General features: G+C 69.8%; 11 protein-coding genes. 9 read left to right on the forward strand and 2 right to left on the reverse strand.

Features of this window, described 5'->3' with window-relative positions:
• Positions 1–11: 11 nt before the first annotated feature.
• The 8 genes from ACIBK3_RS45370 (at position 12) to ACIBK3_RS45405 (ending at position 9,685) form a co-directional block, all read left to right on the forward strand.
• Entirely contained in the window at positions 12–1,025 is a 1,014-nt protein-coding gene (locus ACIBK3_RS45370) for a zinc-dependent alcohol dehydrogenase (RefSeq protein WP_399374466.1), read from the forward strand.
• A 69-nt stretch (positions 1,026–1,094) separates the two neighbouring features.
• Positions 1,095–2,237 carry an NAD(P) transhydrogenase subunit alpha gene (locus ACIBK3_RS45375; RefSeq protein ID WP_399374443.1) on the forward strand — a complete coding sequence of 381 codons (1,143 nt, stop codon included), beginning with the start codon at positions 1,095–1,097 and terminating at the stop codon, positions 2,235–2,237.
• On the forward strand, positions 2,234–2,557 hold the full coding sequence (locus ACIBK3_RS45380) for an NAD(P) transhydrogenase subunit alpha (protein WP_399374445.1): 324 nt from the start codon (positions 2,234–2,236) through the stop codon (positions 2,555–2,557). Before ACIBK3_RS45375 ends, ACIBK3_RS45380 begins: the two co-directional genes overlap by 4 nt.
• Before the next feature lie 5 nt (positions 2,558–2,562).
• Positions 2,563–3,978 (forward strand): NAD(P)(+) transhydrogenase (Re/Si-specific) subunit beta, encoded by a 1,416-nt coding sequence (locus tag ACIBK3_RS45385; RefSeq protein WP_399374447.1) that lies wholly within the window; start codon positions 2,563–2,565, stop codon positions 3,976–3,978.
• Between the two features lie 320 nt (positions 3,979–4,298).
• Positions 4,299–5,024, forward strand: a complete 726-nt coding sequence (locus tag ACIBK3_RS45390; RefSeq protein ID WP_399374448.1) for a FadR/GntR family transcriptional regulator — start codon at positions 4,299–4,301, stop codon at positions 5,022–5,024.
• Between the two features lie 439 nt (positions 5,025–5,463).
• Positions 5,464–8,466 carry a protease pro-enzyme activation domain-containing protein gene (locus tag ACIBK3_RS45395; RefSeq protein ID WP_399374449.1) on the forward strand — a complete coding sequence of 1,001 codons (3,003 nt, stop codon included), beginning with the start codon at positions 5,464–5,466 and terminating at the stop codon, positions 8,464–8,466.
• Positions 8,467–8,973: 507 nt separating this feature from the next.
• Positions 8,974–9,432, forward strand: a complete 459-nt coding sequence (locus ACIBK3_RS45400; RefSeq protein ID WP_399374450.1) for a hypothetical protein — start codon at positions 8,974–8,976, stop codon at positions 9,430–9,432.
• Positions 9,433–9,439: 7 nt separating this feature from the next.
• Complete coding sequence (locus tag ACIBK3_RS45405; RefSeq protein ID WP_399374451.1) at positions 9,440–9,685, forward strand: hypothetical protein; 246 nt, start codon at positions 9,440–9,442, stop codon at positions 9,683–9,685.
• Here ACIBK3_RS45405 and ACIBK3_RS45410 read toward each other — a convergent pair.
• On the reverse strand, positions 9,648–10,232 hold the full coding sequence (locus ACIBK3_RS45410; RefSeq protein ID WP_399374452.1) for a hypothetical protein: 585 nt from the start codon (positions 10,230–10,232) through the stop codon (positions 9,648–9,650). The two genes, ACIBK3_RS45405 and ACIBK3_RS45410, sit on opposite strands and share 38 nt — an antisense overlap.
• Before the next feature lie 149 nt (positions 10,233–10,381).
• Here ACIBK3_RS45410 and ACIBK3_RS45415 point away from each other — a divergent pair, with 149 nt between their 5' ends.
• Positions 10,382–11,215 (forward strand): PIG-L family deacetylase, encoded by an 834-nt coding sequence (locus tag ACIBK3_RS45415; RefSeq protein WP_399374453.1) that lies wholly within the window; start codon positions 10,382–10,384, stop codon positions 11,213–11,215.
• Positions 11,216–11,295: 80 nt separating this feature from the next.
• On the opposite strand, the gene ACIBK3_RS45420 is transcribed toward ACIBK3_RS45415, so the two are convergent.
• The gene (locus ACIBK3_RS45420) at positions 11,296–11,859 is read right to left on the reverse strand and encodes a hypothetical protein (protein WP_399374454.1); all 564 of its coding nucleotides are present in this window, start codon (positions 11,857–11,859) and stop codon (positions 11,296–11,298) included.
• Between the last annotated feature and the right edge of the window lie 120 nt (positions 11,860–11,979).

Here is an 11,979-nt window from a genome sequence, read left to right on the forward strand (position 1 = left end):
CGGAGCACGTCATGAAGGCAGCAGTGGTCACCGAGTTCGGCAAGCCGCTCGAAATCCAGGAACTCCCCGTCCCCGAGCCCGGCCCCGGCCAGGTGCTGGTCCGTATGGAGGCCTCCGGGTTGTGCCACACCGACATACACGCGGCGCACGGCGACTGGCCCGTCAAGCCGAACCCGCCCTTCGTGCCCGGTCACGAGGGCGTGGGCCCGGTCGAGCGGGTCGGCGAGGGCGTCGACGCCGCTCGGGTCGGAAAGCGGGTCGCCATCCCGTGGCTGGGTTCGTCGTGCGGGCACTGCCGGTACTGCGTCTCCGGCTGGGAGACGCTGTGCCAGAGCCAGGTCAACACCGGCTACTCGGTGGATGGTTGCTTCGGCGAGTACGTCGTCGCCGACGCGGGCGCGGTCGTCGAGGTCCCGGACGGCGTCAGCTCGCTGGACGCGGCACCGCTGACCTGCGCGGGCGTCACCACGTACAAGGCGGTCAAAGTCGCCCGCGTGGTGCCGGCCGAGCGGGTCGCGGTGTTCGGCATCGGCGGCCTCGGTCACCTCGCGGTGCAGTACGCGCGGCTGGTCGGCGCCTTCGTCACCGCGGTCGACATCGAACCGGACAAGCTCGGGGTGGCCCACGAGCTCGGCGCCGACCACCTGGTCAACGCCCGTACTCACGACCCGGTCGAGGAGATCAAGGCCGTCGGCGGCGCCGACGTGGCCATCGTCCTCGCCGCCTCGCCGAAGGTCTTCGAGCAGGCGTACCGGTCCCTCAACCGGGGCGGCCGGCTGGTGTGCGTGGCCCTCCCCGGCGACGACGCGGCCATCAAGGTACCGATCTTCGAAACCGTGCTGTTCGGCATCTCCGTCATCGGCTCCATCGTCGGCACCCGCCAGGACCTCGCGGAGGTCTTCGCACTGCACGCCGCCGGCCGTACCCGGGTGGTCGCCGAGGCGCGGCGCCTGGACCAGGTCAACGACGCCATCGACGAAGTCCTGGACGGGCGGGCCGAAGCCCGGCTCGTCTTCGAGTTCTGACGCTCGCGGAAACGCGCGGACCCTCCTGGAAACGCGCGGAACCTCGCGGAAAGTGAAAGGCAGTCGATCATGGGAACCATCACCGTAGGGGCCGTGCGGGAGCGGGCACCCGGCGAACGCCGCGTCGCCCTCGTCCCCGAGGCCGTGACCCGCCTCGGTCAGGCCGGCCTCGACGTACTCATCGAGGCCGGGGCGGGGGCGGGCGCCTGGTTCGCCGACGCCGACTACACGGCGGCGGGTGCGTCCGTCGTGTCCGCCGGGGAACTGTGCCGGCGCGCCGACGCCGTCCTGTGCGTCGGTCCGCCGGACGAGGAGACCGCGGGCGCGCTGCGCTCCGGGCAGACGCTCATCGGCCTGCTCGCCCCCCTGCGGCACCCGGGCCGCGTACACGACTGGGCCGAACACGGTGTGACCGCGGTGAGCCTGGACCTGCTGCCCCGCACCCTCAGCCGCGCCCAGTCCATGGACGCCCTCACCTCGCAGGCGAGCGTCGCCGGCTACAAGGCGGTCCTGCTCGCGGCCGACTCCTACGACCGCTTCCTGCCGATGCTGACCACCGCCGCGGGCACCTCCAAGCCCGCCGCGGTGCTCGTCCTCGGCGCCGGGGTGGCCGGGCTGCAGGCGATCGCCACGGCCCGCCGCCTCGGCGCGGTGGTCAGCGCGTACGACGTGCGCCCCGCGTCGAGAGGGGAGGTGGAGTCCCTCGGCGCCCGGTTCCTGGACCTGTCGGCCGTGTCGTCGGGTGCCGGGACGGGCGGGTACGCCCGGGAGCTGACCGAGCGTGAGCAGCTCGCGCAGCAGGAGGCGCTGGACGCGCACATCGCCCGCTCCGACATCGTGATCACCACCGCCCAGGTGCCCGGCCGCAAGCCGCCGCTCCTGGTGACCGCGCAGGCCCTGGAACGGATGCGGCCCGGATCGGTGGTCGTCGACATGGCGGCGAGCGAACTCGGGGGCAACGTCGAGCTGTCGAAGCCCGACAAGACCGCCGTGCTGTACAGCGGGGTGACGGTGATCGGCGCCGGGAACCTGCCCTCGGCGATGGCCACCGCCGCCTCCACCGCCTACGCCCGCAACATCGGCGCCCTGCTGACCCACCTCGTGCGGGACGGCGCGCTGACCATCGACCTCGCCGACGAGATCCAGGCCGGCGTCGTGATCACCCACAACGGGCAGATCGTCAACCCCGCTCTCTCCGGAGGACCGTCATGAACCTCGACCTCCTCACCGCGGTGACCGTCTTCGTGCTGAGCGTCCTGGTCGGCTTCGAGGTCATCAGCAAGGTCCCGGCGACCCTGCACACCCCGCTGATGTCCGGCGCGAACGCCATCCACGGCATCGTCGTGATCGGCGCGACGCTGATCGCCGCCGAGGCGCACAGCGCCCTCGGCTACCTGCTGGCCTTCGTGGCGGTGGCCTTCGGCGCGATGAACGTCGTCGGCGGTTACGTCGTCACCGACCGCATGCTCCACATGTTCCGGGCCCGACCCGCCGCACCGGCGGCACCGGAGCCCCAGAAGGACGAGAGCTGATCGCCATGAACACCGTCGAAACCACCGTCGGTTACACCTTCCTGGGCGCGGCAGCCTGCTTCGTCCTCGGCCTGCACCTGATGAACTCCCCCCGCACCGCCCGCCGCGGCAACACCCTCTCCGCTGCGGGCATGGCCGCCGCCATCACGGCCACCGTGGTCCTGCTGGCGGACCAGGGCGCCATCACCGCCACCGGCTGGCTGGTCCTGCTGCTCGGCGGCGTCCTCGGCTCCGGCCTCGGGCTCTACGCGGCCCGCAGGGTCGAGATGACCTCGATGCCGCAACTCGTCAGCCTGTTCAACGCGGTGGGCGGAGGCGCCGCCGTACTGATCACCGTCACCGATCTGCTCCAGACCGGCCGTCCGGGCGACCTGGCGGCGCGGGTCACCGTGCCGGGCGCACTGGACATCGTGATCGGCGCGGTCACCTTCTCCGGTTCACTCATCGCCGCCGGCAAGCTCCAGGGCACCATCCCCGGCCGCCCCATCGTCTTCCGCGGAGCCCGCGCGGCGAGCGTGGCCCTGCCGGCCGTCTTCACGCTGGGAACGCTCTGGCTGGTCCTGGACCCCGCGAGCGTCACCGCGATGCTCATCCTGCTGCCGGCCGCGCTCGCCTTCGGCGTCTGTATGGTCCTGCCGATCGGCGGCGCGGACATGCCCGTCGTGATCTCGCTGCTCAACGCGTTCACCGGCACGGCCGTGGCCATGGCCGGCTTCGTCCTCGACGAACCCGCCCTCATCATCGCCGGCGCCCTTGTCGGCGCCTCCGGAGGCATCCTCACCAAGCTCATGGCCGACGCCATGAACCGCTCCATCGCCAACATCATCATCGGCGGGTTCGGCACCGGCGACACCGCCGTGGCCGTCGGCGCGGGCGGGGCCGGAGCCCAGGTCCGCTCGGTCTCCGCCGACGACGTGGCCATCCAACTCGCCTACGCCGGCAAGGTCATCATCGTCCCCGGCTACGGCCTGGCCGCCGCCCAGGCCCAGCACGAACTCGCCGACCTCGCCAACCTGCTGGAGGAGCACGGCATCGACGTGAGCTACGCCATCCATCCCGTCGCCGGCCGCATGCCCGGCCACATGAACGTCCTCCTCGCGGAAGCCAACGTCCCTTACCCCCAGCTCAAGGAGATGGAAGACGTCAACGCCGAGTTCTCCCAAGCCGACGTAGCCCTGGTGATCGGCGCGAACGACGTCACCAACCCCGCCGCCCGACGCCCCGGCAACGCCATCTCGGGCATGCCGATCCTCGACGTCGACCGTGCCAAGAGCATCGTCGTCATCAAGCGCTCGATGGGCCACGGCTACGCCGGCATCGACAACGAGTTGTACGCCAACCCGAAAACCGGCATGTTCTTCGCGGACGCCAAGAAGGGACTCACCGAGCTGAAGAGCGCGGTGCGGACCTTCGTCTCCTAGACCGCCTCATCCTCGACCGTTCCGGCGTTCGCGCTGTCAGGCCGGTGGCTCCTGTTCCGGTGCCCATCGGTCTGACAGCCTGTCCGGCCGCACGACCACACCTCCGGCCGGCTCTTCCCCAGTCGCCGTCTCGGGGTCCCTCTCTTCACGGGACTTGAGCGTCTGATGTCATGCACGGAGGTCAGGCATGCAGCCGTTCACTGTCAATGGCCGTGCAAGGATGAATAACCCTGAAATGACAGTAAAGAAGGGTTATTTTGCGAATAAGGTTATAGTTCATTCAGAATGAGAAATTATATGTTTCCGGAGAGAGGCCCCCTTTGTCCCTGACAGACAAAGCCATCGAGCAGATCCGCGAGCTCATTCGCTCGGGAGCACTGCCGCCGGGCTCCAAGCTGCCTCCAGAGCCGGATCTGGCGGCACAGTTGGGGCTGTCGCGCAATCTGGCGCGGGAAGCGGTCAAGGCGCTGGCCGTCGCCCGGGTGCTGGAGGTCAGACGGGGAGACGGCACCTACGTGACCAGCCTGCAGCCGAGTCTGCTGCTGGAGGGGATCGGGGGTGCGGTGGACCTGCTGCAGGGCGACGCGGGTGCCCTGTTGGACCTGATGGAGGTCAGGCGGCTGCTCGAACCGGTCGCCACCGCGCTGGCCGCCACCCGGATCTCCGACGAGGGCCTGGCCGAGGCGAAGCGGCACCTGGACGCCATGCGGGAAGCCCGCGACGATGTCGAGCAACTCAACGCGCACGACGCGGCGTTCCACCGCGCGGTGGTCGCCGCCACGGGCAACGAGTCACTGGTCACGCTCCTGGAGGGCGTCTCGGGTCGCACCCTGAGGGCCCGCATCTGGCGCGGCCTGGTCGACGGCCAGGCCGCGGGGCGCACCCTCGCGGAACACGAGGCGATCTTCAATGCCCTGTCCCGCCGCGACGCCGCACTCAGCCAGGCCGCCGCGCTGCTGCACGTCGGCAACACCGAGCAGTGGCTGCGGGAACACCTGGATGCCACGCCGGTCACCTCCGAGACGCGGGCGAAGCCGGTGAAGTAGCCCGTCAGGTCGGCGATGAGGCGGACGCTGCCGGCGCCGCAAGCGCCTCGCGTGTGGCTGCGCGGCGCCGTCGCGCCGGCCCTGATCGGTCCTGGCGCGACAGGGTCCTGCCGGCAGGGAGGGTGAGGGGGCGCGGGGGGCGACAGGGAGGGGGGAGACCGACGGTGCGAGCCGCCCGGCCCCCTGTCACCGTCCTCCGTATCCCCGGAGCCCTTCCCCTGGTCTCTGCATGTCGCAAAGATCCCCCCATGGTTCCCCTGGGGCTGAGGACAACATCTGTCAACTCTTGATAAGAAAAGCACACACATCTGGTTAAGAGGGATTGCTCCTGTGTGCGCTCATGCCGGCACAGGCAGGTCGCCGCCAGGGTGAGGCTTCGACCACCGCAACCATCCTGTCCACGGATATGACGGTGTGTCAGTTCTAGGGGAGATTCTGCATGGCCAAGAAGGTCCACGCTGCGCTGGGACGTCCCAGACACGCGGCGGGCAAGACCGGCGGACGGGCTCGGAGCATCACGGCGATAACCACCGCCGCTGTCGCTCTCACCGTCGCCGCCACCGCCGCCTACGGCGCGGTCACCGATGGGGCCGAGACGGGATCGCACGCACCCAAACGCATAGGCACGGCCCCCCGCGTCCCGGCCGGCGCGACCGCGGCCGGCACCACCGCTTCGGGAACCGCGCTGCACATCGGCGTGAACCTCGCCCCGCGTGACCCGCAGGCGCTGGCCGACTTCGTCACCGCGGTGTCCACCCCGGGCAACTCCCGGTACCACCAGTACCTGGCCAAAGGGCAGTTCGCCTCGGTCTTCGGCCCGACGCCCGCCACCATCGCCAAGGTCTCCCAGGCCCTGAGGGCGGCCGGTCTCACTCCCGGCAAGGCCAGCCCGGACGGCCTGTCCATCCCGGTCACCACCACCGTCGCCAAGGCGTCCGACGCCTTCGACACCGGCTTTCGGAACGTCCGGCTCAAGGACGGCACCACCGACTACATGAACACCGAGGCTCCCGCGCTGCCCGCGAACATAGCGGCGTCGGTGACCGGGATCGTCGGCCTGAGCGACATCAACACCATCACCAGCCACCACTCAGCCGTGCGCCAGGCGAGCAGGACCGGCGCTGCCGCCGGACGCGCCGCGCGCGCCGTGGCCCCGCACACGTACAGCCCGGGACTCTGCACCGACTTCACCAGCTCCGGTTACACCGACGGCACCGACTACTACAGCCCCGGCAAGCTGGCCGGTACCTACGGCATGAGCAGCTCCGCCACTGTCGGCGCGGGGCAGACCGTGGCCGTGTTCGAGCTGGAGAACGTCGACGCCGGCAGCATCGCCGCGTACCAGTCCTGCGTGGGTACCAGCACCCCGGTCTCCACCGTGTTCGTCGATACGACGGCAGGGGCCGGCGCGCCGGCCACCGACGGATCGACCGGCGTGGAGTCGGCTCTCGACATCGAGGACCTGATCGGCCTGGTCCCGGGCGCGAGCATCATCGACTACCAGGGCGTGGACGCCGAGTCCGCGACCGACCAGAACGTGCTCGACGTCTACCAGCGGATGGTCACCGACGACCAGGCGCAGGTCATCTCCTCCAGCTGGGGTCTGTGCGAGGCCGCCGAGATCAGCGCGACCGCGAGCGCCGAGAACACCATCTTCGCGGAGGCCGCGGCGCAGGGCCAGAGCGTGGTCGCAGCGTCGGGCGACGACGGCTCCAGCGACTGCTACCGCGCGACCGGCTCCACCGCCAACGCCGTCGACGACCCCGCGAGCCAGCCCTACGTCACCGGCGTCGGCGGCACCACGATGAGCGGCTCGGGCAGCACCGCGACCCAGACGACGTGGAACCACGACGGCGGCAGCACCGGCGGCGGCGTCTCCTCACGCTGGGCTCCCGTGGTCTACCAGGGCGGTGTCGCCACCACCGCCAAGCGTGCCGTTCCGGATGTCTCCGCCCTGGCGGACCCGAACTCCGGCTACCCGATCTACTACCAGGACGACAGCCTCTCCTCCAGCCCCGTCCCCGGCATCATCGGCGGCACCAGCGGCGCCGCCCCGACGTGGGCCGCCGCCATCGTCCAGGCCAACGCCAGTACGGCCTGCCAGACGAACGGCCGGGTCGGCTTCCTCAACAACGCCCTCTACAAGGCCGCGCGGAGCAGCTACCCGACGAACTTCTGGGACGTCACCAGCGGCGACAACTCCGTCTACGTCACCGGCTACCCGGCGGCGGCCGGCTACGACGAGGCCACCGGCCTGGGCTCCCCCAAGGAGGCCGGCCTGATCACCTCGCTGTGCGCGGCCAAGGGCACCGCGGCCACGGGTGCCTCCACCTTCCACCCGCTCAGCAGCCCCAAGCGCCTGCTGGACACCCGCAACGGCACCGGTTGGGGCCTCAGCTCCATCCCGTCCACCAAACCCCTGGTCGCGGGCGGCACCGCCCCGGTCAAGATCGAAGGCGCCGGCGGGATCCCCAGCAGCGGCGTGACCGGTGTCGTACTCAACCTCACGGTCACCGGCACCACCGGCGCGGGTTCGTTGACCGCCTGGGCGGACGGCACCGCCAAGCCGTCGACCAGCAACCTCAGCTGGACCGGAGCGGGCCAGACCATCGCCGCCTCGTCGACCGTCACGGTGGCCGGTGACGGCGTGGTGGACCTCTACACCAGCAGCACCACCCACCTGATCGCCGATGTCCAGGGCTACTACACCAGCGGTACCACCGGGTCCAAGTACACGGCGCTGAAGCCGGCCCGCCTGCTGGACACCCGCTCCAAGGTCGGCATCCCCACCACCACCAAGATCACCAACGCGGTGGTCAGCCTCAAGGTCCGCGGCCACGGGGGCGTGCCGACCGGCGCCTCCTCCGTGGTGCTCAACCTGACGGCCACCCAGACCGTCGGCTCAGGCTACCTGGAGGCCTACCCCGAGGGCGCCACCCGCCCGACCGCCTCCAACGTCAACTGGGCGGCCACCGGGACCACCATCCCCAACCTGGTCGTCGTACCGATCGGCTCCGACGGCAACGTAAGCCTCTACGTCCACGGCACCAGCCACGTGATCGCCGACGTCTCCGGCTACTTCTCCACCAGCGGCTCGGCCTTCCACACCGTCACGCCGCTGCGCCTGCTGGACACCCGTACGACGACGGCGCTGGGAGCCGGCAAGACGCTGGCCCTGCAGATCTCGGGTCGCGACGGCATTCCGTCCACCGGCGTCAAGGCCGTCGTACTGACCGTCACCGTCACAGGCACCACCGGCAGCGGCTACCTCACCGCCTGGGCCGACGGCGGCACCCGTCCGACGGCCTCCAACCTGAACTGGGTGGCGGGCAAGACGATCGCCAACCAGGTGATCGTGCCGGTCGGCTCCGACGGCAAGGTCGATTTCTACGCCAGCAGCACCACCCAGGTGCTCGCGGACGTCGCCGGCTACATCAGCTGACACCCACCGGCAACACAACGGCGCTGCCCCACCGACCTCCACGGTCGGTGGGGCAGCGCCGTTGCAGGCGGGGTCCAAACCCTCATCCAGCGCCGACTGGAGCGGGACCAGCCGCGCGAGCTGATCGAAGACGCGGAAGCCGAACACGGCAGTCGACCAGGCAGCTGCCGAGACCGAGCGAGCGATCCTGCGCGGTGACGGCCCAGGCTCGGCGGACGCCGCGTGAGCGGCCCGCTCGTCCTGGCTGCGAAGGCCTGCCGAAACCCGTACGCCGCACACCCGAGCTCACCGAGTGGCTGGCTCCACGCCGGGGCGGAGGGCATCCGCGTCATCAGCTCCGTCACCCTCACCGAAGCCCGCGCCCCCGAAACGTTTCCTCCGGTCAGCCGGTCGTTTCGTCGATCACACAGGGCAGTGAATCGATCGGTAATCCTGTGACTGACCGCTACAAGACGTGGTTGTCCCAGGTATTCACCTGGAGATCACCATAAGGGGACTGCCTTGGTCATGCAGAACGTCGCGCGCCTCACCACGGCTCTGGCCACCGCAGGAGCACTTGTCCTCACCACGCCGGCCGGTGCGCACGCCGGAGCTATCGGGTCGACTCCCGTGCGCACCTTCGAGTACAGCGTGGGCGGTGTGACGATGAAGGTTCCGACGGGCTGCATGTTCACGCACATCGTCCGAGGGAGCGGCAGGAAGATCACGTATCAGAACGCGGGAGTCGACTGTGCTTTCGTCGGAGCGCTGAGCAGCGGTTTCTGCAACTGGCGCATCGACTTCACGTATGCCGACACCGACAACCGGTCCTACCGCACATCGCGCGGCAAGACGCACAGCGAGTGCAAGATCGACCCGATGCGGAACAACTCTCCACAGACTCTGCCTCGTTATGGCAAGGCGTGCGCCCACCTCTACGTCAACGGAGTGCGGCGTGTGAGTCAGTGTCACCACATCACGAAGTGAGTTGTTCATGATCGAGCAGCAAAAGAGACAGGATTCGGACCAGGCGTTGAAAATCCGGCGGCGCCGGGCCGGGATCGCCGCGTTCCTCGTCGGCCTCGTCGCCACGCTCGCCTTCTTCGCCTTCTTCCCCGGATTGCCGCACGTCATTGACTGGGGAGCAATTCTCTTGTCCCTCGCCGTGGGCGGACTTGCTCAGTGGGGCTGCCAGTCCTCGGTCACGAGAAAGGCAAAGGAGAAGGCCGAACGCATGTGATTGCGTCGGTGGAGCCAGGTTGAGGCTCCACTGAGCCCCTTGCGACAGCCCGGTCCGGGTGCGCGGAATCCAGCGCGGCTGCAACCACGTCCCTGGCCTCGAAGCCCTGGGCCCGCAGCGACTCCTCGGCGCCGTCCCGGCCGCCTGCCAGCTCCACGAGCTGGAGCAGGCTCTCGGCGAGCACCAGCAGATGCTCGGCATCGGTCATGTCCTCGGGAGACTGTAGTTCACGGTGCGCCAGTTCGCTCAGCGCGAGCGACGCGAGCTGGGCATCGCCGCGAAACTGGCGCAGCAGCCGTTCGCCCTCGCCGTCCGGCAACGCCGCGAGAAGGACGGCGAGCATCGCCTGCGCACTCACGCGGAACGGCATGGACCGTACGGCTTCGAGGAGTTGCCTCAGTGCGGCCCCCCGCTCGCCGCGGGCCGAAATCCAGCCGGCCAGTTCCGCGCGGGCGGCATCCGGGTCGTAGTCGTCCGCCAACACCCCCAGCAGGCCGGCCGCCGGCACTTGGGCCGGCTCACCGATCAGTCCGGCCGCGGTCCCCATCTGAAATGATCAGTTGAACGACAGCAGCGGGTGCACCCAGGCCGATCGGATCCTGGAGGAACCGGACGGACTCGGTGGGCTGCGGGCGGTCACGTACCGCTGTGCCGCAGACTGGCACCGATCGCTTGACCGACCAGGGAATGGATGTCATGACGGACCGGCCCTTGACGCTGATGGCAGTGCACGCCCACCCGGACGACGAAGCTACGGGAACAGGGGGTGTCCTGGCGCGTTATGCGGCGGAGGGCATCCGCACGGTGCTCGTCACGTGCACCGACGGTAGCTGCGGTGACGGTCCGGGGGGTGTCAAGCCGGGCGACCCCGGGCATGATCCAGCTGCCGTTGCCGTGATGCGCCGAGGCGAGCTGGAAGTGAGCTGTGACGTCCTGGGGGTGGGTCATCTCGAGCTGCTCGGGTACGCCGACTCCGGGATGATGGGCTGGCCGGCCAACACCGCGCCCGGGTCGTTCTGGAGTACACCCGTGGACGAGGCAGCCGCTCGGCTGGCCGAACTGATGCTGCGTTACCAGCCTGATGTCGTCGTGACCTACGACGAGAACGGGTTCTACGGCCACCCAGATCACATCCAGGCGAACCGGATCACGATGGCAGCGCTGTCGCTGACCGGGATGGCGTCGAAGGTGTACTGGACGACGGCGCCGCACTCGATGATGGAGGAGTTCGGGCAGATCATGCGCGAGTTCGGCGCGGACTGGGAGGAGCCCGATCCGTCCGAGGCCGGTGCGGGGCCCGAAATCGGTCTGCCTGACGAGGAGATCACCACGTGGGTGGACACCACTGAGTTCGGCAGCCAGAAGTTCGACGCGCTGGCCGCGCATGCCAGCCAGGGTGAGAACATCTTCTTCCTGCGGATGGGCAAGGAGAGGTTCACGCAGCTCATGGGCGTGGAGACGTTCGTACGGGTCTACGACACCACCGGCGCGCCCCTGCCCGAGACCGACCTCTTCGCCGGCCTGCGCTGAGCTCCAGCCGGCGGCCGTCCCTCGGACAGCGCAGCCCCCGCTACGGAGCGAGGTGCCGACCGCGGCCGTCCAGGAGGACGTCACATGGACGAGGGCGCCAGCACGTCACCATCGACCCGGAACGCCGACAGAGCACGGACGACACCGACCGTACACAGACTGACCGAGGGAACGTCCGGCGCGGCACCGCCTCGGACGGCGGTGCCCGACGAGTTCGAGTGCCTGGTCAGCCTCGGGTCCTGCCGGAACGGGATGCCGTCGGCGCCTGAAGTAGCCTTCCAGGTCGGCGACGACGTGGACGGTGCCCCCGCTGCCGTTGTGGAACACCACTCCCCGCCGTCCACCGGCACCGTCACCAGGTTCGGAACCGTCCGCCCGGCCGTGAAGTTCAGGTTCGAAGCCGTCGGAACACCTCCCCCGTTGTCGGGGTAGACCGTCAGATGCCCGCCGGTGGTGGGCTGCGTCACGGTGACGTGGGCGACGACGGCACTGATGTCGGCGGCCGGGACGCCGGCGACGCTGGGGATCGGAAGGACGAGGTCGGCTCCGGCGGCGACCGGGGGCGTCGTCGTCACCCCGACGGCGTGCCGGGTGTCCAGCAGCCGCACGGGGGTGAGCGGGGTGCAGTCGGCACCGACGACCACGTGCCTGACGGTCCACCGGCTGTCACCGCCTTCCCCGCCGGGCCACCGGCGACCGGCGACTCGGCCTGTGGCAGCGCGGGCTTGGTCCAGCCCTGCGGGACGGCGGGCACGCCCCCCCCA

This window comes from Streptomyces sp. NPDC050287, from assembly GCF_044459385.1.
In the GTDB taxonomy this organism is placed as follows: Bacteria; Actinomycetota; Actinomycetes; order Streptomycetales; family Streptomycetaceae; genus Streptomyces.